This is a genomic window from Mycoplasmopsis gallopavonis, from assembly GCF_900660635.1.
GTDB classification, from domain to species: Bacteria; Bacillota_I; Bacilli_A; order Mycoplasmatales; family Metamycoplasmataceae; genus Mycoplasmopsis; species Mycoplasmopsis gallopavonis.
Map to the genome: position 1 here is coordinate 1 of NZ_LR215033.1, position 21969 is coordinate 21969.

Consider the following 21969-nt stretch of genomic DNA (forward strand, 5'->3'; position numbering starts at 1 on the left):
CTATATTTGTGAGTTTCATCAAATATACAGTTGGTTAAATTCCGGCGTTATATCCGTTGTAAGTATTAGCTTTATCTTTGATGTAAGTTTTGTATTGTGTAAGTTTATCGTCTAATGAATCGTAAAAGTTTTTGAGTAAGCAGCTTGTCTAATTAAATATCAGTTAAGTAAGTTACACTTGCATCTGAGAATAATGAAAGATATGATCACCCTTTTCTTTCTTTGTTTTCAAGAGTATAACCATAAATGTTGTAATCAGGGTTTTTCTCAATTGGATCTTTTCTTGTTTTAACTTCATCTGCTCATTTAGTTAATTTTTCACCTTCAAGAACTTTAACTAATGAAAATTCTGGTTTTCCACCCAAAATAGTTGAAGGTTGGTTTCATCCACTATCATATCCGTTTGCACGAACTAAGTTGTTAATACTTTGTTTAATTACATCAACTTGACGATTAACATAATCTCATGAAGCGTGATCTAAAACTTTGAAAAGAGGGACATTGATTGCAGGTGTTCCGTCACTATTAAAGACATTAATCTTAGAAATAGACATTTGATCACCTTTACCTAATGTTTCAATAACTTTAATATCCACACTTCCATTAGATTTAACTTCATAAGGAATTTTTGGAATTTACCATCATAAACGATATTTAAAACTCTCTCAGTGCTAAGTTTTTCAAATCCTAAGTCGCTTGCATTGTTAAAAGCTGACATCGGCCCTTCAATATAAGGGTTCAATGTTCCTGAATGACGGTCAAATGAGTTAGCAATAAATAAATCACCAACTTTAACATCTCTAAGCTTTGCAGCTTCATTTAAAGTTTCATAGTTTTGTAAAAAACGTCTTTGTTTGTTATTGATTAAATCAAAAATATCATCATTCTTATTAGCTGTTCCTCAAATATCTTGATCTGTTTCATTGAAAACTTCATCTGAGTGAATTTTATGATATTTGAAATTGATAAATTCTCCGTTTGGTGTTTCGTTACCAAGAGCATCAACTCTGACAATTTCAAGCCCTGTACGAGCATCAAGATAATTTTTAACAGCATCATAAGCGAAGTAAGATTGCACATTAACACCACCACGTGTGTTAAGCCCTCCTACAACAACTGAATTCTTTTGATTATTTAATGATTGAGTTCCTTCTAATGTATAGTGGTGTCCATATTCGTGAGCACCAACATATTTTAAGAAGTCAGTTGAAATTCCTTCATAATTTTCAATTAAAGCATTTAAAACTAAAGGTAATCCAATTCTGTCTCCATCACTCATTCCTTTGTAAGGACCATCAACAACTTTATAAGTATAATATCCTTCTTTATTTAAAGTTTGTTCTACGTGTGGTCCATTTAAATCTTTTAATAAGTGAGGGTATTTTGCGGTTAAAATATCAATTAATCCTGAATAAACTTCTGTATAAAGCTGGTAATCTCTTGAAGCTAAACCACGAATTGGATTTCCTTTTTCATCTTTAAGTGTAATGTTTTCAGGACCAGCTGATAAAGTAGTTGGTTTAATACTTCCAATATATCCGATTGCTTGTTTAAATTGGAAAAACTCTAACTTCTTATCAATTCTAGTTTCACCTGAATTAAACTGAAGAATTAATTCGCTTTGATCAGCATTTTCAGAATTATTTTTAATGTTTTTTAAGTGAGCATAAAGAACAAAATCATCACCAACTTTCACTTTATTAAACTTAGTAATTTTATAAAGTGCATTTTCGCCAGCACCGTTTAATTTAAGTGAGTTCTCAGCTTCCGCTCATGATTTATAAAAGTAATTTTTACCGTCTTTGTGGTAAACATAAAGTTCTGAACCTACAAAGTTATTAACATCATAGAAATCTAAAAAGTTAACAATTTGTGATTCAACTAAATTACGATAAACCCAAGAGATTGCATGTCAAAAAGAGTTTCAGGAACTTCTTTATAATAGTGAGAAAATTCTTTTGAACGTTCTTCTCTATCATTAGTAAATTCAAAGTCAAGCTTCATACTGATTGGAGTGACTTTACCAGCTGGATCCACTAAAGCTTGCTTTTTGACATTTTTGATAATCGCAGGTTCAAAATCACTAAATTGAACTTGATCATAAATTTTAGGATTTGCTTTTTTAAGATCTTCAAATTCTCCCTTTGTTATATCGTAAGGTAAAACTAAAAGTAAACCTTGTGCAACCTTTTCTTTTTCGCTAATTGTAATATTTTTTAAATGTTCAGGAGAATCATTTTTATAAACTATAAATTTTTGTCCAATTAAACGACCTGGGGTTAATAATCCTTGGAAAAGTTCTAAATTTGGACGTTTATCACGAGTAGCTGATGTATCATAAGAATCTGTATATTCAGTATGATTGCTATTCATAATTGCTGATGCTAATGGAATATTATTTAAATATTCTTCTAATGTTTTTAAATCAACACTTTTAGTAAATGTACTATAAGTTAAAGCATCTGGTGCAAGTCCTCTTCCTGAGTATGAACTAAAAATTGGAAGTGAACCAAAGAAAGCATCAGGGAAGAATTTAATTTCACTTGATTCTTTTTGTCAGTTGAGTGTGAACCTAATGTAATTGAGTTACCTCTTTGTTCTGCTCCCTTAACAATTCTAAAGCTTTCAAGAGTAAGAATGTCAGGTCCTCATGCAACATTAGTCATAAATCATTTACTAAAATCAATAAATTGTTTTGGACGAACAGCCAAAACATATTCATCAAAAAAGCTAAATGAAGCATACTTAACTTCTAAAATAAATCCTTCTTGATAAATTTCATAATATTTTTGGAAGAATGTATCTAAATCCATACGTTCTTCTGGTTTGTTTAAAAATCAAAATTCTGTTGCATCTTCATTTAAATCTGCAACTTTTTTTTCTTTTAATGGGTCTAAAATTCCTAACTGAGGAGTTAAAACTCCCTCTTCTTTAATTGAAGCATAATTGTTTTTTAAAGCTTCTTTACTAAATGGTGGAAAAGATCCTTTAACTTCATCGGAGTTTTGTGCATAAGCTCAAACAGCACCATATGAAGCACCAACACCAGCTGCAATGAGTCCGCTGGCGATGAGGACTTTTAGTTTTAAACTAAGTTTTTTGGACATATTTTCCTTTCATAATTGTTAATAAAATAATTAAAACCATAATGGACTTATGGTTTTAATTAAATAAAGTTAATTATTTTCTGAGTCCATATATTCAGCATGTAATTCTTTGAGAACTTGATAAGTAGCAACTTCACTTGCATAAATACTTGCTAATTGTAATGGAGTTAGTGTCACTTGTTGTCCTTTTTCATAATGTGAAACAGTGTATTTTGCATACCCTGATTTTGAGAAACCATAGTGCGAATCATTAAGGACTGAATAATAATCACTTCTTTTTTGTACTAAATCTTGTTTTAAATCTGCTAAATTTGAAGCATTTGCTTTTTTAGCTTCTAAGTAGGCCATATTTGCATCAAAATAAGCTTTTTCTGCTGCTAATAAATTTGCTTTAACTTTATCTGTTGTATATTCAGGAATTACATTACCTTCTTCATCATGACCTTGTTCAGTATTGTAAATATCATCAATATCTAGATTTGTAATCTTAATATAAGGTCTAGTGCTTGTATCTTCGTGTCCAAATTTTCATTCACTTGAATAACTAGCAAAAAGCTCAACTGCTTTTTGATCTGTTTCTGTTTCAGGATTAAGTTCAAGAGAAGCTAATTCTGCACGATTTTTAATATTTCATTGACGAATAAAAGCATAAAGTTCTTGTGATGGTACTACATAATTTCTAGGATCAAATTCATTAGAATTTTCGTAAGCTGCTTTTTTAGATTCATAGTTTTCTTGTGCTGCTTGATATTCTTCTTCAACTACTAATTTTCTTTGTTCGTAAGTTTCTTTCATGTTGTTGATAAAGCTTGCATCAACATCACTAAATGAATTTTTAGATTCTAATTCAGAATTAGCTTGCTTGATTTGATTATAAGTTGATTCATAGGCATCTTGGAAGAAATAATCTTTATCACTTCAATCATCATATCCTTGAAGTGTAAAATTATCTGAAATATTTTTAATTCTTTCATAAATTTCAAATAATTTCTTTACAGCCTCTTTATAAGCTGATAATTTTTGTTGTTCGTCACTTAATGAATCAAAGTTTGGTCAAGAGAAATTCTTAAATAAAGGAAAGATATTTTCTTCATGGAATTTTTTATTCAATTTATTTTGTTCAAAATCATTTTCTGCAAATTTATATCTTTTTTCAAGTTTTGCTGATTTGGTTTTTAATTTTAAAATAGCTTCAAGCTCATCTGATTTAGGATCATCACCTACAAGTGTTCAATAATTGTATAGATCAATCATGTTATCAACATATTTTTCAGCTAAAAGAAATGCAATATATTTATCAAAAGCTTCAATAAATGTTCCTTGTGATAAGCCGTTAGCTTGACTATATTTTGCTCTTAAATTGTATTTCAAGTCAGTATAAGGAGTAAAGCTATCATCAGGATCTTCTTGATTTGCTTTTGCATTAATTGTTAAAATTTTACTTCACACTGATTGTTTAACTTGTTCGATTTTTGCTTCAATTTCCGCTTTTTTAGCATTAACTTGCTCTTCTGGAACAGCTAATTCTTGCACACCTTGAAGAACATCTGTAAATGTTCCTAAAATTTCGTAATAAGTATTAGCGTTTCCATTGTATTTATAGTTAATACTTTGTTGAACATATTTATCTCATTGATTGTAAACTTTACGGTAAGCAATTGAATTTAAATATTTATAACCTTCTGATCTTCTAAAATCACGTAAGCTATCAATTGTTCTTGCATAGTAAACATCCAATTTTGCTGTTTGTTCGCTATCATAAAGACGGTAGTATAATGGATATTCTGTCATTTTTAAACGAACTTTTAAAAATGGTGAAAACTCATCAAGGTTTTGCGGATGTAAAACAACTTTAGCATATTTTTCTTCTAATGTAATATAACTAAAAAGTTGTTCAGCATAAGTTGTCGCACGACTTAATGAATTAGCGTATAAATCAGCAAATTCACCCACTGTAAGTGCAAGTCCATCTTTAGTTTGTTGACCTGTTTGATTAGGATTAAAATCATCATAAACTGATGAATCATTTGCTTCAATTGCAGCTTTTAATGCTCTAAAGTTTTCGATTCTTCATTTATATAAGGCTTCTAAATATTTACTTGTAGATCTTGGAACATCGTAATTGAAAATATTTTTATATCTATCACCAATTTTTTTAATTCTATCCATTGTAATTGCTAAATCAGCTCTAAATTGTCTTCTTGTACCGTACTTTTCAGGAGTTTTTTCTGTTTCTTGTTTAGCTAAGATTGTACTTTGTTTAAGTCCTTCTGTATTTTGAACGATAGAAGCAATTGTTTCTCTTGTTCTTTCGTCTCGTACATTCATACTTTGCAAGTAATCAATAAATGCTTGATACCAATCGATTAAATAAGTTTGAGCTTCTAACAATGCAAGTTTACCTGAGAGTTGTCTTGGTAAATAATCTTTGGTTAATTCCTTAATTTCTTCTTGAAGACTTTCTCCATTATATTGAACGCTTCGCTTTAAATCTCTTTCAAGTTGTGCAACTTTTAATTCTAAGTCTGAAATAGTATTTTCATTTGCAGCTCTAACATGCTCTAAGTCAATTTTGGCACTTGCTAAATTGTTTTCAGCATCTTGTTTCGCTTTATCTTTGGCCGCATTTAAAGCTTCTGAATTACCTAAAATAGAGCTTAATTTTTTGATTCAATCATTTAAAAGTCTAGTACTAAATTTTTCTAAAGATTCAATAATTGTTTCTTTTTCAGAATTACTTTTAGCTTTTTTGTATTTTGAAGTGATTTCCGCTAACTCATTATTTGAATTAATATATAAGTCGCTTGCAAGTTCAGAATTATTAATATTATTTAATATTTGTTCTGTTGATTGCAATATTTTGTCATATTTAGCATCATTGTTTGACGCTGTAGAGTTATCATTACATGCAACTAAAATTCCTGAAACAGGTAAAATAGCCGCACTAAGTAATGGAACTAGTAATTTACTTTTTTTCACGTTACCTCGCTTTTCTTAAAATGTTTTTTATTATTTTTTGTTCTATTATACTAAAATTATTACCATAATATCACTAGATAAAACAAAAATACTAGAAAAAAATCAAAAAAGGCATCAAATTTCGCCAATTTATATCTAAGAAAAGAAAAAATCAGCTCTATTTTCTATTTAATTAGAGCTGATTTTTAACTTTTTAAATTTATTTACATTGACATTGTTCGCATGTACATTTTGTGCATCCACATACACATTTGCATTTTGCTTTGTTTTCCATTTTTACCTCCAAAAATATTATAGTACTTTTAAACTAAAAAGTTATAAAAATTTATTTTTTTCAATTAAAAATGCACTTTTTAGTTTGATTAAGTTAAGAAATCCTTATAAAAAAGCATCAAATTACTTGATGCTTATTTTTTGAATTTTTTAAAGATGAAATATCCAGCTATTCCAAGAATTGGAAGCGTAACTGCAATTGGTAATAAAACTCATAATAAATAGTTTGATTTTTGTGCTTGAACTTTGGGTTGTTCTGGTTGGACAATGTGTTCTTCTAAACTTAAAAAGAAATGAAGTTTTAAAGTATTTTCTGCTATTTTTTCTAAGGATAAATTTGATTGACGATCAAGGTTTTGAATATTTTGCTCATAATTTTCCTTAATTTCTGGATCATTGCTTGTCTGATATTTTTCGGAAGCTAAATCTCAAAGATTTTTAAATTCTTCCATTTTTTGATTTAATTCATTTTTATATTCAAGAAAGTTGTTCAATTGTTCTGAGTTTAAAATTTCACTAAATTGATTTTGTAAAGAATCAAATTGAGCCTCATTTAAACTACCAAGGTCTAAGTTGCTATGAACTGAAATAATTTCTTTCATAAAATTATTAAGTTCTTTAAGCTTACTTAAATTTTGATTTAAATTGTTTTCTGACTCAAAGAAATTTAATTGTTGATTAGATAAATTAGAGTTATTTGTTGCTAAAAAGTCTTTATTAGCAATATACATTTCTAATAAATCCGATTTAAAGAAAGTTTTAAATTCATTAATAAAACTTTCTAACTTAGTATTTATTTTTTCTAACTCAGCATTTCCGGTTTGACTAAGATTAATTTGAGCATAATTTTGAAGAAAATCCTCTTTGATTCTAATTAAATTTTCTGAAAGATTATCCATACTAATAAGTGAATTTAAACTGCTTTTTAAGTTTGTATAATTAATAACTAATGTTTGATGTTTTTTGATAATTTGAGCAATAATTTCATTGTTTGCTCTAAAGAAATTATTAAGAGCAACCTCAAATTCTTTCAGCTGTGCTTTGGTTAAACTTTCTAATTTAATTTCAAAATTTTGGTTTCAAGTGTTAAGATAATTTGCTAAATCAGCAAGATTTGCATCTTTACTAAATAATTTGGATTTAATTTGTGTTTTTTGATCTAGTAAATTTGTTAATAATTCTTGATATTCTCTTGAAGCATTAGTAGCAAGAGCAAGGTTGTCTGTAAGATTGATTAAAGTTTGTTTAATTGTTTCAAGATCGCTATCTTCATTAATTGTTTTTGCATTATTTAAAGATGTATTTAAAAGTTCATTAAAATCACTAAACTGAATTGCTTTTGTATTTGTAATAAAAGTTTCTGTTTCAACAATTAATCTTTTTAATTCATGAATTTTGGCACTTTTTTCATCTTCTTGTGCTTCATATTTTGCTGATAATTCATTAATCTTATTTAATAATTCTTCAACTTGATTTTTGTGTTCAAGAATTTGATTTGAACTCATTTTTGCAATGTCAAGAGCATAATCCGCAAGTGGCAAGTTAATTTGCGAATCAATTTCTTCGCTAAAAGTTGAAAAGCGTTGTTTTAGTGAATTTGCTATTTCAGTTATTTTGTTAAAAGATCCCTTAAAAGCTTCTAAAGCAAGATGTTTCTCTTGAATATCTTCATCAAAACTTGATAAATGAGTAGTTAAGTCTTGGAGATTTTGTTTAAGAACATCAATTGTTGCATCTTGATTGTATGAAGCATTAAAGTTTCCTAAATATTCATTAATTTTGTTTGCATAATATTCGTTTGAGCCAAAGCTATTATTAAGATCTTTTTTACGGGCATTTAAAATCTTTAAATAATTTTGAATTAGAATTTGAAAATAATCTTTTTTCTTCGCAAAATATAAATCTTCAAGTTTTTGATATTTAGCAAGAATTTGTTGATCATCATAATTTTGATAATTCCTAATTACATCTTTTAAAATAAAACTAAAATTAGCAAATAATTCAAGTTCTTTATCAATTGCTTCACTTGTTAGCATGTCAGTGTTAAATTTAGCAAATTCATCATCATAAAAAATCTTTGAAAGATTATAAAAATTATCTAAGTGATTGGTTTCTAAACTTTTCATTAACGCTCGAAAATCATTAAAAGCATTTTTAAAAGAAGTCATTTTTGAATTTAAATTAGTAAAGTTTGTTTGAATTTTAGATTTGGAAATTAAAACATCTTTACTTTCAATTTGGCTTGCAAAGAAATCTTTTTGAGTTTGATTTAATTTAGTTTGTTTTTGAAACTCGCTAATTAAATTACTAATTTCTCTAAATTCAGAATTAATAGGACTTAATTGATCTAAATTTTTAGCATTATTAATTTCAATACTAAGTTTATTACGGTTAAATTCTAATAAATTTGAGTTAGTAATTTTAGTTTTTAACTCTTGCTTAGCAAGATTTAATTTTGCTTCTCCATTTAAAGTTTGAAGTGCATTTTGATAATTATTTAAAAGCGGATTTAACTGATTAATTTTTCAATATTGATTTGAAGTTTGAGTTTTTTCAAGTTCGCTAAATTTAGCATTATATTCATTTTTTGCTGTTAAATCTGCATCTTGATAATTTTGACTTGCAAGAATTTGGTTACGATTTGCTAATAAATCTTGAATAACTTCAATTTTATTAGCAAGAGAGGTAATCTGATTTTCTAACTGATTTTTAGATAATTGGGTATTTGCAATAATTTCTTGTTTTAAACCTTGTTTTTGGGCTTGATTAAAAAATGGTTCAGATTAAACTAGGACAATAAAAATTAACATTCCTTCGAATGTTAATTTTTTATATTTTTAAAGGAGAAAAAATGGGAAAACATTTTACAGAAGAACAAGAAAAAGAAATTTATAATACATTTTTTCAATTAGGTAAAAAGGATGCGATTGAACTGATGTATAAATATGGTGCAAAAGCAAAAGATAAATATGTGAAAGCGAGATTACGAAGAATATTAAAACATTATAATTTTAATATGAATAAAAAACCAAGAAAGCCTGGAACCGGTAGGTCAAGAAAAGCGAAAGAACAAGATATAAATTGAAACATTTTTACACGAGAAGATTTAATTGAAATTGCAAAAAGATATAGAGAAATTACAAAAGATAAATTTAAAACAGAGAAAGTTCAAGAGGCATCAAATATTAATATGGCTTCGTATAAACTTGCTATTTTGTTGTATCTTTGTAGACAAACAATATCCAAACATAAAAGAAATAATTTTGCTCCTAAAAATAAATCCAGAAAAATAAAGTACCAAGACTTGATTATTGATTCATTTAAACAAAATAGATCTAAATATGGTAGACAAAAATTAAAATATTTTATCTTAAAGCACTATAAAATAGACATAAACGAAAGAACTCTAGGAAGATATATGAATGCCTTAGGTTTATTTTGCAATGTCAGAAAAAGAAAAAAACTAAAAGAATCAAAGAACACATCTATCATAAAAGAAAACATTGTTAATAGAGATTATAATGATGTATATAACAGAAATATATACGCTACTGATGTAACATATCTTCCAGCGACAAAAGATGCAATAAACAATAATGTTTATCTTTCAGTAGTAATTAAACATAAAACTAAAGAAATAATTAGTTTTTCTCTTTCCAAATTTAATGATTCAAAATTAATTTACAAAACATTTGAAAATGTTGATTTTGAAAAAAGTTTTATACTACATTCAGATCATTGCTCAACTTATACATCTGATGATTTTTCTCGTTTTATTCAAAATAAAGGTGGAATAATTTCGCTTTCAAAAGTAGGAAATAGTTTAGATAATAGAGTTGTGGAATATTGATTTTCAAATTTAAAAACTGAATTAATTAGAGATTTAAATATCAAAGCTATGACTTTGAATGAACTAGAAAAAGTGATATCTAATTATGTTCATTGATACAATAAATTTAGAATTCAATCATGTCTGAATTGAAAAACCCCATACGAATATAGTATGGGGCTATCCAATTTAATAAATTGTTAATTTTTTCTGTCCTAGTTTAGATAGTGCAAAATTTATTAATGACTCATTTTCTTTATTTTTTGTAATTAACGCCTCTTTTTTAATTTCCATCTGTTCTAAATCTCGATTAGATTCTAGTTCATTTTGGAAATTTTGTTTTTCTAAATCACTGATATAAGTTAATCCATTAACTTCATTTTGAAGTTGTTTTTTACGAGCTTCATAACTTTCAAAATTTCTTTGCATTTCTTGTACTAAATTATTAATTTTGATAATTAAATTATTTAGTTCAGCATAATTCCAAGTTGACTTATTGGCTTTTAATTGATTAGTTCAGTTAGTAAAATTTGTTTTTTGAATGTTAGAAGCAAAATTATAGTAATTTGAACTTAGTACTTGATTATAGTTTGCAATTTGAGTCTCAACATTTGCTAGAAAACTATTAAATTGATTAATTTTAGCTATCAAACTAGTAACATCAGAATTTCTATTAGAAGTTAAAGCTGCTTCAAAATCAGTGTGGAAAAAGTTTTTTTGCACACTTGATAAATTAGTTGCTGAGTCTAGTGCATTACTAAGTTGATTAGAACTAGAATCTACAAAATTACCAAAATTAACAAATTGAGAGTTTAAGTTTTCGATTGTTCGTTTAGCTGATAATTTTGAATCATTACTAAAATTAGAAATTGAGTTAACTAAATTAGTTTTCATTAAAGTTAATTTTGAATCAATTAAATTTAAATAAAACTGATTTGCTCAATTTAAATTATTAGGTAAATGAAGTTTATTTAAAAATGAATCACGATTAAAAGCTTGATTTTGAGCAATAATATCATTTAAAAAACTAATTTTTAAATCTGCTGATTGATAAAAATTGAAATAAGAATTTCATTGAGCTATAGTTGGTAAAGAATTTAAAGAAAGAATTCTTTGATATTCTGCTTCTTGATTATTTATTTCTTGAAAAAATGATTCAAAGTCATTTTGATTAAGGTAATTTGAAACTAAGCTTTGATTTAAAAGTTGAATTTTTGTTTCAACTTCTTTTTTCTTTTTTAATAAATTTAATCAAGTATCAAAATTGTTTTTTAATGCTAAATTTAAATCACGAAGTTGGTTAATTGATTCTTGTGTTACGGTTGGATTTTGTTTAAGTTGAATCAAAGGTCTTGCAAAATAATTTGTAAAAAGTTTAGTTTCACTTGAACCCAGACCAGTAATTTCAATTAAAGATCGTCTTCCTTCACGCACTTTATTCTCTAAATTAGCGAGCAAACGATCAAATAATGAATTTTTTTCAACCGAAACTCACTTAACAGTTTGATTGTACTTTTGAGGCTGAGGGTAATAAATATTTGGAATTGTTTTTTGATTGTAAGTGATCATAATTCGATCTGTTACTTGTAAATTATTAGGTAAATAAATTCTATTTGAATTGATATCTATTCTAACATTGACAGGAGTTCTTACTTCTTTTTTTGTATCTAAAATTTCAACAGAAAGATCTAAATTTGCTAAGCTTGCGTTAGCTTGAATAAAATTCTCACCTGCTGTTGGAGAAAAAAAGTTTAAATTAACTCTTGGTAAAAGATTCGGACGATTTAATTCTTCTTGGGTATAAGTGTAATTTGTTTGAACTATTCTTTTAAGAAGTGCATCGCCAGGGAAGTCAAAAATTAAAACTCCGGTTCTTAATATATTGTTAGCTTTTAAATAAGCCATAGTTTGTTTATTAATTTCTTTATGAGTTTCGTAAGGCTTACTATTATCTTTTGATCTAGATGTAAAATTAATAATTAAATGATTTCCGTTATTTTCATTATTAGAAAGATTTAAAGTTTCCTTAATTTTTTGCATTTTAACTTGTTCAGTGGTATTTCATTCATCTTGAACATCAATTAAAACAGATCATCAAGCAGCACCATAGCTAAAATTATTTTTTCAAATATTTTTGTGCATGTTATCTAAAACAAAAATTTTACCCCGAACAGAATCTAGTGTAGGATTTTCAAATGAGTCTTGACTACTGTTCTTATAAATATAATCACGAATTTCAGGATTTTCAAAAGTTTTTACAATTTCTTTTTTTCATTCTAACGCATCTCTAGAACTCATCTTTTTAGGATCTGAATTTTCATCTTTATAACGAATTAAAATAACTTCATTTGGATGTGCTTTTAAAAAGGTTACAAATTCTTTTAAAACTTTTTTCAAGTCATAATTTGAACCAACATTGCCATGATAAATTCACATATCAGTTGATATTCTAAGATCAAAAAAACGAATTCCAGATTTTAATTGATTTTGAAAATTTCGACTTTGAGTTTTTGCTCAGGCTTGTCCAAAAAATCATTTAGCACCTCAACCACTAAACATTGCAGAATTGTGTGTTCCGGGGATCGAAAGATCTCCTAATCTCTTTTGACCATCTACATATTTCATTCAATCATTAAATTCCAAATTTGTATCTGTAATATCCAAAGAACTGGTTTGGTATTCATTAATATTTCGTTGAGGAGGAATATTAGAATTTGTACTTGAAACAAGTACAAGCGGAAGAGTTAAAGAAGGAATGATACTTCCTAAAAATAATTTATAAGTTTTTTTCATAAAATCTCCTTTAACTTTTAGATTAAAAAAGTTATTTTAATTAATTAAAATAAACTTTTAAGGTGGTTTTAATTATAAAACTAAAAATGTGCAAGTTTTCAAAATAATCAAGATTTGTTAAAATAAGTAATAAGAAAGTTAAAAATATGAAAAAAGAATTTTCAATAAATAAAACAATAGAACAAATCAAAACAATTTACCAAGAATTGTTTGACCGAGCAATTAGTCAAAGAACTTTACTCTTCTTAAAAAATCTTTGCTTTATTTTTCTAGAAACTAGCTTTGATCAAACTTTTTTACAAAGAAGTTTTGATCAAAAAAATGATCCTTCAAAATGTGATTTCAAAGAAGAAAAAAACGATCATTTTGAGCCAATTGATGAAACAACTTTAAGAGAAATTTTAGTTACAAACTTATCTCAAAATGGATATATTAAAACTTCTAACGATCCAATTCGATATAAAAACTATTTAAAACAAATTGACTTGGTGAATTTTATCCCAAGTACATGAGCTGATAATCACGAAAAATTCAATTCTTTAAAAAGTGCGATCTATAAAAATTTAAGAAGAGCTTTTAAAATCCAATTAATTTCTTTAATTCAAAATGAGCTTCAAAACAATCTTGAACAAAAAGAATTTAGAAAAGGATTTGAGAACTTTATTAAAAACAAAGATATTGCAGAAATTTCAAATAAAGTCTTAATTGATGCACTTGAACAAATTGAACAAAGACTATTTGATTGAAAACATGTAAATGCTACTTTTAAAAATAATCAGAAAGAAGTTGTAAGCCCAGTTTCTAATTTAAAAGTACTTTCAAATAATTTCTTCGAAGATATCTATCAAAGAATTAAAATTGCAAATTCCGAAGATCCTAAATTTTGAAAAAAGACAAAGAAACTCACAACTTGAAATGGTCGTTTCTTAATTGCTTTTGGACTTACTTTCGTGCTCTCTACCTTATTTTTTGAAGTTTTCCAAGGTTTATCCGTTTGAAATGAAAGCTTATCAATTAAATATTTAATTTACATTGGATTTGGACTTTTAGCTCTTTTGGTTTTAATTGGGATTTTATTAATTTTTCTTTACTTTAAAAATAAAAATTACATCAAAAGTTACAACATCTCATCAAATATTGAATATAAATCAATTGGAAAAATTACGAAAGAACATGAACAATTAATTGATTTCCTAGATGAAGTTTTTCAAGCACAAAAACTTTATCAAGATGAACATAGTGAAGCTCAAAAGACAAATGATTTTGTTTGAAAAATTAGTTTTGATTTAACTCAAATAGAGTTATCAAATGAATTAATTAATCAAATCGAATGATTTTGTTCGTATTTAAAAATTATTCGTGACAACAATGATCATCCCGTTTTTAAAAACGAATTAATTCTTTGAGAATTTCATATTGCTAAAAGCGAAAAAATAAAATCATTTGAGGATTTAGAAAAAATTATGGATCCTAAATTTATTAATCGTAATTTAATTTCATTTGAAATTCAAGAATAAAAAAGTTAGCTGAAAAATGCTAACTTTTTAAATAAATTTCTTTAATTAATTCAACAATGTCATCTCTTCTTTTTTCTATTTTTTCTGAATTTCATTCTTTAGATAAAGGTTCTAAGCCTTCTTGTGAATTAACGAAAGATAAAAAAATTCCAGTCTGTTTTTTTAAATTGTCATATTTTTCTTCAACAGAGTTATTTTTATATTTAGAATTTAAGGATGATTGAAGTATAAATCCATTTCCGATAGAATTAATAAGTTTGTCTTTATCTTCATTACTTTCAATGTCAAGATTTTTTATTTTAGAATTTGTGGCATAAAAATGATCTCAAGAAGGTTCTTTGAATAAAACTTCAAATTCCCCTATATGTCATCATGAGTTTAATCTTGGGAAAGAATTTCTTGAATTCTTTAAATATCAAATGATTCTAAACATTAGTTCTGTATATTCACTATTTCTTGATTTAGAATCTACATTATTTTTGAAATTATTGTCTATTTCGTTGTAAATAGTTAACTTAAATTCATCATCAAGAATAAACTTATCATCAACAAGAAGAACTTTTTGATTGTTAAAGACTAATTCAAAAAGACCCTTTCTAAGAGCTTGGGCAGTTAAATTAGATTCTTTTTTGAGTTTATCTATCAAAATGTAAACTCCACGTGAGAGTGATTGCCCTTCAAATTTAGCTGTTTTTCAAATAAAAGTAAATCTTTCAATTTCGAATAATAATTTAATCACTTCTCTTCAAATAGATAATTTTTTTGTTTCACCACCTTCTATTTTTTTATCCAAAATTTCAAAAGAATCGAGAATAAAAATAACTAACGGAAGAAAAACGGTCACATTCCCTTTTGAAGCCATAGAAACAAAAGGAAATAGTCATTCGATTAAATCTGGATTAGAAGTTTTTTCTCTTTTAGGATAAATTTTTTTGAATTTGTCAAAATCATTTTTTCAATTATTAAAATGTTCTTGATTTTTGATCAATGAATATTGAAATTTAAGTTTTTCTAAAAGTAAAGCTTCTAATCATGAATCATCTTTAGCTTCATTTGAATGAATTTCCAAAAACTTTTTAATGATATATAGAGGAGAATACTCATAATTTGAATTCATTTTCAGTTCATATTTATTATTTAAATAAGTTGTAAAAAGTTTTAAATTTGGACTTTCTGTCACTTCTAAATTTTCTGCTTTCGGTTTCCCTTTAATAAAGAATGAATAAAATAATTGCATAAAGTTTTCTAAATTAATTTGAATTTCTTTGTCCTCTAAATCTTTATTAATTAATCTTTCATAAATATAAGCTTTAAGCATTTCTAGATTATTTAGTTTTTTACTCATTAAATTCATTCTTTCAAAAATTTGCTCAGAAGCACCTTCTTGAACTTCTACGTGATTAATAACAAAACCATATAAAAGTCTTTCGACAAAATCTTTGACATATAAGTCGTCTTTTTGATCTAGTTTATTAGAAAGATAGCTATAAATATAAATTAAATTTTCTTTTAATTGTTTTTCGCCTTCATCTTGATTAATTTTGTTAGGTTTAGATTCTTTTCCATTAATTTTCTTTCCTCCTCAAATATCTTGGATTGCTTCTATATTATTTTCAAAAAGTTTTGAAAAATTTAAAAGTCCATTAAGTTTGGAAGGGTTGTCAATTCATTTACCAACAAAATCTTGATTATCGTAATCTTGGTTATCATAAGAATTATTGAACATAGAATCATAAATTCATGGAATTTCATAATCTTTGATTTTTCTTTGACATAAATATTTAAATAAAGCAAAATTAGTAAAAATTAATGTAATAGTTCTTTGTTGACCATCAATTATCTCGTTTTTGTTGCTATGACCTTTTGATTTAGTTGTTATTGTGCTTAAAAAATGATAATTTTCACCTTTTTTGAAAGAATGAGATGGATATTTATCTGCCAAAAGCTCAATATCATCAATTAATCGTTCTAAATAATCTTTATTTCAAGAATATTTTCTTTGATAAAATGGAATATAAATATGTTTCTTTCTAAGTCAATTGAAATATTCTAAAACAGTTTTAATTGTTGTTTGAAGTCTATCCACTCTAATTATTGTTTTATCATAATCTTTACATTCTTCTTTTTTCTTATTTTTGTCAAAAGTATATTGAAAATTTTGGAATAAAACTTCTTCTGAATTTTTGTGTGCTAAATAATTAACTACTTTTAAAATATCTTTACATTTTTCATTAATATGTGATTTTTTATTGTTTAAAGTATTTTTAGCAAGTGTTTTTCAATAATTTTTTTCTTGCACTTTTTGAACACCAGGTAAATTTCAAATTTTTTTATATTCTAAAATTCAGTTATTATCCTCTGATAGGGTTTCGCCTTCTACATCAAAATCAATTAAAATTGAATGAATTCAGTTTGAATCAGCTAGTAAAATTCTTTTTTGTAAATTTTCTCTAAAATCAGATTCTTCTTCATCATTACTATTTTCATAGTTTTGTTTTAAAAATTCAACATATGCATCAATTTTATTAATTAGTTCTTCTGAACCAAAATCATAAATTTCTTGAATAAATTGTTCTTTATTTTCTAAAAAAGATTGATCGAATTTTTGGAATTTGTTTAAAAATTTTGTGGTTCAAAAATATTCTTTATTTTCTTCTTTTAAAACCCCAATAAAAGAAAGAGTTTTCGCTGCTTGCATAAATACTGCGTTTTTAGCGTTTTTCGGATCTTCTTTGTTTAATTCTTCTTGTGTAAAATTTAGGGTATTATTTTGAAATTTTGTTCAATTTGATTTTAAAAAATTAAATAATTTTGTTTCAATATAACTATTAGTATTTGTTCCTATTTTTCAATAATTAAAAACATATTTATTTTTTTCTTTATTAGTTGTTGACATAATTACCTCTTATTTTTATTCATTTCGTCAATAATACCTATGACTTCAAAAATCCTTTTTAGAACATTGACATCAATTGAATTTCCTGCTTGCCTTCATAGACAATCATTATTTAAGATCCCTTCTTCAACAAAAGGTACTAATTTGTTAAAATCAAGATCTTCAAATCCCATGATTTTATAAGCTTCTCGTGGAGTAATAAAACGATATTGCAATTTCTTCTCAAAATTATGAGAAATAGGAATATAACCTGCGTTAGGAATTCGATCTTGTTTAGTAGTTAAAGTATTGATTTTATAGCTTGGATCTGCTAAACTTAAATTCTTACAACTATCAATAACCTTTTTTCTTGATGGAGTGTCATTAATAAGTGCAGATCATGCTTCTTTAATATTTTTGTTATTTAAGTCAAAAATACTAAAATATTTCTTTTTTCTTTCTTCTATATCATTTAAAACATATTTTTGCCCAATTTTATTTAAATATAAAAGGTATTCTTCGTCATTATTAAAAGGAGTTTTATAATCTTTTAAAACACTAATGGCAAAAACTCTCTCACGATTTTGTAAAGATCCGTGATTTGAAGCATTTAAAATACCAGTAAAAGTTTTATAACCTAAATTACTTAAAAAATGTTTTCATTCTTCATACTCGTGTGAATATTTTGTAACCAATCCTCTAACATTTTCAAGCAATAAATATTTTGGTTTATGATTTGATTCTTCTAAAATTCTTCCGATTTCTCAAATTAAATGACTAGTACTTTCTTTATTCTTGATCCCTTTATCTCTACCCATACTAGCAACAGATAGACCTTGACAAGGGAAAGAATAAGTTAAAAGATCTATTTTAAGATTATCTAAAACTTCTCCTGTAACAGTTTTGATATCTGAATAATTTTTATTAATAAAGTTTGCACTTGCTAAGATTTTTTTAAGATCTTCTTTTTGATTAATTATGCTTTTAATTGGATTTTTAGAATCTCTACTAAAAACATGTTTGTTTAAGTAGCTATTTAATTCTTCTTCATTTTTTATATTATTTTTTAATAAAATTTTTTCTATTTCATCTATTTTGAGTTTATTGTGAATTGCAGCGTAAGCGATAATAGCACGAATATCTCAATCAGCCGTTGCTACTACTTCAAATTTATTTTTAAATTGAAGATTTTTATTAACTCAGTCTAAACTTTTATGTTGTGCACCAATTCCAGAAAATGTTTCAAAAACTTTAATTTTTGACATTTCTAGAAACTAAAAAAGAGAACGCAAAAAGCATTCTTTTAATTTAGTTAAATTATTGTTTCTGAAATTAGTACATTTTAATATATATATATATATATATACGAATTATCTATTATATCTCACATATTATTTAAATTATATACAGAGTTTAAATGTTTTTATTAATAAGAATGATTAAAAACAAAATAATTTAATTATTTTCTATCCAAATTTAAACTTTTCAAGAATAAATAGCAGTATAAAAAGAGAGAATAGATACTAAGCAATTCTTAATAAGAACATTTATTTTTCAATTATTTATGAAATTGATAAAATAAAAACAAGATGAAAAATATTAAAAAAACATTCCAAGTAACTAATTATTGATTCAATAAAATAGTAAGCGGAACAAAAAGAATAGAAATTAGATTAAATACCCCTGAAAGACAAAATTTAAAAGTTGGTGATCTCATTAATATAAAAAATGAAGAAACTAATCACTTTCAAATTGCACAAATTACAAAAATTGAGCAATTTAAGTCTTTTGAAAGTTTGTATAAAAGTTATAATCCTGAGATTTTAGGTTATCTTCCAGATGAAAAATTCGACTTTCATGATATGTATAAACACTACAAAAACGAAGATGAGCAAAAATATGGTGTTTTAGCATTTAGTTTTCAATTATTAGACCTAGATTTAAACAAAATTGATAATTTTGTTTTTGACATGGACGGAACTTTGCTTGATGAAGAAAGTAATTTAAGAGAAAAAAATTTAGAAGCAATTTTAAAACTCCAAAAAATGGGTAAAAAAATTATAATAGCAACAGGTAGACCATATTACACTCTACAAAAAGCAATTAATAATTTTCCAATTGATTATCCAATTATCACATCTAATGGAGCAATGCTTTACGATAATCAAACTCATGAACTTGTAGAATATACTGCAATGCCTAAAAAATCAGCAAAATTAATGTTTCAAAAATTAATTGAACTCAATTATGAATTTGTTATATACACAACCAATGGAATGCTTGGGCATGAAACAAATGCAAGTGGATTTTTTTGTAAAAGAAATCACTACAATTTCTTAAAACCTCAGTTTTATCAACAAATCGATCAAACACTTGATATTGATCAATATCAAGTGTGTAAATTTTTAATACTAACTGAAAGTAGACCTAAAAAAGAAATGCAGCAAATTGAAGCTTTAGCTAACTCACTCGAAGGTTTACATGGTTTATATTCGAGATTTGATATGTATGATGTCATGGGACAAAGTGCGTCAAAAGGAAATGGTCTTTACTTTTTAGCTCAAAAAGAAGGTTTAGATCTTAGTCGGACAATTTGTTTTGGAGATAGTGAAAATGATATTTCAATGTTTGAGGTGGTCAAATATAGTGCAAGCATGGCAAATGGACTCGAAAAGATTAAAGACTATGCACTTTTAGAAGCACCCGATCATAACACGGATTGAATTAGTGAATTTCTAGAAAAGAATTTTAAGGTAAAGATTTAAAAAACGAATTAAAGTTAAACTAGGACAATAAAAATTAACATTCCTTCGAATGTTAATTTTTTATATTTTTAAAGGAGAAAAAATGGGTAAACATTTTACAGAAGAACAAGAAAAAGAAATTTATAATACATTTTTTCAATTAGGTAAAAAGGATGCGATTGAACTGATGTATAAATATGGTGCAAAAGCAAAAGATAAATATGTGAAAGCAAGATTACGAAGAATATTAAAACATTATAATTTTAATATGAATAAAAAACCAAGAAAGCCTGGAACGGGTAGGTCAAGAAAAGCGAAAGAACAAGATATAAATTGAGACATTTTTACACGAGAAGATTTAATTGAAATTGCAAAAAGATATAGAGAAATTACAAAAGATAAATTTAAAACAGAAAAAGTTCAAGAGGCATCACATATTAATATGGCTTCGTATAAACTTGCTATTTTGTTGTATCTTTGTAGACAAACAATATCCAAACATAAAAGAAATAATTTTGCTCCTAGAATTAAATCCAGAAAAATAAAGTACCAAGACTTGATTATTGATTCATTTAAACAAAATAGGTCTAAATATGGTAGACAAAAATTAAAATATTTTATCTTAAAGCACTATAAAATAGACATAAACGAAAGAACTCTGGGAAGATATATGAATGCCTTAGGTTTATTTTGCAATATCAGAAAAAGAAAAAAACTAAAAGAAGTAAAGAATACATCTGTCATAAAAGAAAACATTGTTAATAGAGATTATAATGATGTAGATAACAGAAATATATATGCTACTGATGTAACATATCTTCCAGCGACAAAAGATGCAATAAACAATAATGTTTATCTTTCAGTAGTAATTAAACATAAAACTAAAGAAATAATTAGTTTTTCTCTTTCTAAATTTAATGATTCCAAATTAATTTACAAAACATTTGAAAATGTTGATTTTGAAAAAAGTTTTATACTACATTCAGATCATTGCTCAACTTATACATCTGATGATTTTTCTCGTTTTATTCAAAATAAAGGCGGAATAATTTCACTTTCAAAAGTAGGAAATAGTTTAGATAATAGAGTTGTGGAATATTGATTTTCAAATTTAAAAACTGAATTAATTAGAGATTTAAATATCAAAGCTGTGACTTTGAGTGAACTAGAAAAAGTGATATCTAATTATGTTCATTGATACAATAAATTTAGAATTCAATCATGTTTGAATTGAAAAACCCCATACGAATATAGTATGGGGCTATCCAATTTAATAAATTGTTAATTTTTTCTGTCCTAGTTTAAAGTAGTTCGTTTTTTCTTTTTGAATTTTCCTCAACTAGAAAATCAAAAATAATATAATTTAAATAGTTAATATATTAAAAAAGGAGTAAAAATGTCAGCAGGACAAATTATTGGATTAGTTGTTTTAGCTATTATTATTTTATTGATATTATTCATTTTAATACCATGTATTAAAATTGTTTCTGAAAAAGATTTTATTATTATTCAAAGATTTGTAAATATCACGCAACATTAACCAAAGGAATTCACTTTATCGTTCCTTTTATTGATCGTGTTTTAATCAAGATAGTACTAAAGAAAAATTTATGACTTCCAGCCGCACTTGTTATTACCAAAGATAATGCGACAATTAAAGTTGATACAGTAACTTACTTAAAAATCATCGATCCAAAATTATACGCATATGGAGCTGAAAAACCAGTTAATGCTGTTGAAACTTAACAGCAACCACTTTAAGAAATTTAATCGGGGAGATGGATCTTGATGATTCTTTAACTTCTCGTGAAATCATTAATGCAAAGTTGACAGAAATTATTGATAAAGTTAG

14 protein-coding genes are annotated in these 21969 nt (G+C 25.9%); 5 read left to right on the forward strand and 9 right to left on the reverse strand.

Annotated elements, in window-relative coordinates; genetic code table 4:
- Nucleotides 1-152: 152 nt before the first annotated feature.
- The 6 genes from EXC53_RS04055 to EXC53_RS04080 all read right to left on the reverse strand — a co-directional run bounded on the left by EXC53_RS04055 (nucleotide 153) and on the right by EXC53_RS04080 (nucleotide 8527).
- Nucleotides 153-596: a hypothetical protein gene (locus EXC53_RS04055; protein WP_129724771.1), complete on the reverse strand. Its 444-nt coding sequence runs from the start codon at nucleotides 594-596 to the stop codon at nucleotides 153-155.
- Complete coding sequence (locus EXC53_RS04060; RefSeq protein ID WP_129724773.1) at nucleotides 569-1696, reverse strand: hypothetical protein; 1128 nt, start codon at nucleotides 1694-1696, stop codon at nucleotides 569-571. The genes EXC53_RS04055 and EXC53_RS04060 overlap by 28 nt, the downstream gene beginning before the upstream one ends.
- Before the next feature lie 185 nt (nucleotides 1697-1881).
- On the reverse strand, nucleotides 1882-2373 hold the full coding sequence (locus EXC53_RS04065) for a hypothetical protein (RefSeq protein ID WP_129724775.1): 492 nt from the start codon (nucleotides 2371-2373) through the stop codon (nucleotides 1882-1884).
- 80 nt (nucleotides 2374-2453) lie between these two features.
- Nucleotides 2454-3107 carry a PDxFFG protein gene (locus EXC53_RS04070; protein WP_129724777.1) on the reverse strand — a complete coding sequence of 218 codons (654 nt, stop codon included), beginning with the start codon at nucleotides 3105-3107 and terminating at the stop codon, nucleotides 2454-2456.
- A gap of 69 nt (nucleotides 3108-3176) precedes the next feature.
- The gene (locus EXC53_RS04075) at nucleotides 3177-6086 is read right to left on the reverse strand and encodes a hypothetical protein (RefSeq protein WP_119572033.1); all 2910 of its coding nucleotides are present in this window, start codon (nucleotides 6084-6086) and stop codon (nucleotides 3177-3179) included.
- Between the two features lie 407 nt (nucleotides 6087-6493).
- Complete coding sequence (locus EXC53_RS04080; RefSeq protein WP_129724756.1) at nucleotides 6494-8527, reverse strand: coiled-coil domain-containing protein; 2034 nt, start codon at nucleotides 8525-8527, stop codon at nucleotides 6494-6496.
- A gap of 650 nt (nucleotides 8528-9177) precedes the next feature.
- On the opposite strand from EXC53_RS04080, the gene EXC53_RS04085 reads away from it, so the two are divergent.
- Nucleotides 9178-10392 carry an IS3 family transposase gene (locus tag EXC53_RS04085; RefSeq protein WP_129724594.1) on the forward strand — a complete coding sequence of 405 codons (1215 nt, stop codon included), beginning with the start codon at nucleotides 9178-9180 and terminating at the stop codon, nucleotides 10390-10392.
- Here the strand turns inward: EXC53_RS04085 and EXC53_RS04090 are convergent.
- Complete coding sequence (locus tag EXC53_RS04090; RefSeq protein ID WP_129724779.1) at nucleotides 10378-12981, reverse strand: phosphatidylinositol-specific phospholipase C domain-containing protein; 2604 nt, start codon at nucleotides 12979-12981, stop codon at nucleotides 10378-10380. The genes EXC53_RS04085 and EXC53_RS04090 overlap by 15 nt on opposite strands.
- A 146-nt stretch (nucleotides 12982-13127) precedes the next feature.
- On the opposite strand from EXC53_RS04090, the gene EXC53_RS04095 reads away from it, so the two are divergent.
- The gene (locus EXC53_RS04095) at nucleotides 13128-14498 is read left to right on the forward strand and encodes a hypothetical protein (protein WP_119572158.1); all 1371 of its coding nucleotides are present in this window, start codon (nucleotides 13128-13130) and stop codon (nucleotides 14496-14498) included.
- Nucleotides 14499-14517: 19 nt separating this feature from the next.
- Here EXC53_RS04095 and EXC53_RS04100 read toward each other — a convergent pair whose 3' ends face one another.
- Entirely contained in the window at nucleotides 14518-17394 is a 2877-nt protein-coding gene (locus EXC53_RS04100; protein WP_119572157.1) for a DUF262 domain-containing protein, read from the reverse strand.
- A gap of 2 nt (nucleotides 17395-17396) precedes the next feature.
- Complete coding sequence (gene dcm / locus EXC53_RS04105; RefSeq protein WP_119572156.1) at nucleotides 17397-18638, reverse strand: DNA (cytosine-5-)-methyltransferase; 1242 nt, start codon at nucleotides 18636-18638, stop codon at nucleotides 17397-17399.
- Nucleotides 18639-18962: 324 nt separating this feature from the next.
- Here dcm and EXC53_RS04110 point away from each other — a divergent pair, with 324 nt between their 5' ends.
- From EXC53_RS04110 to EXC53_RS04260, 3 genes are all read left to right on the forward strand, one after another.
- On the forward strand, nucleotides 18963-20138 hold the full coding sequence (locus tag EXC53_RS04110) for a Cof-type HAD-IIB family hydrolase (RefSeq protein WP_119572155.1): 1176 nt from the start codon (nucleotides 18963-18965) through the stop codon (nucleotides 20136-20138).
- Nucleotides 20139-20187: 49 nt separating this feature from the next.
- Nucleotides 20188-21402, forward strand: a complete 1215-nt coding sequence (locus EXC53_RS04115) for an IS3 family transposase (protein ID WP_129724487.1) — start codon at nucleotides 20188-20190, stop codon at nucleotides 21400-21402.
- 111 nt (nucleotides 21403-21513) lie between these two features.
- Complete coding sequence (locus tag EXC53_RS04260; RefSeq protein WP_165261076.1) at nucleotides 21514-21657, forward strand: hypothetical protein; 144 nt, start codon at nucleotides 21514-21516, stop codon at nucleotides 21655-21657.
- Nucleotides 21658-21969 lie beyond the last annotated feature (312 nt).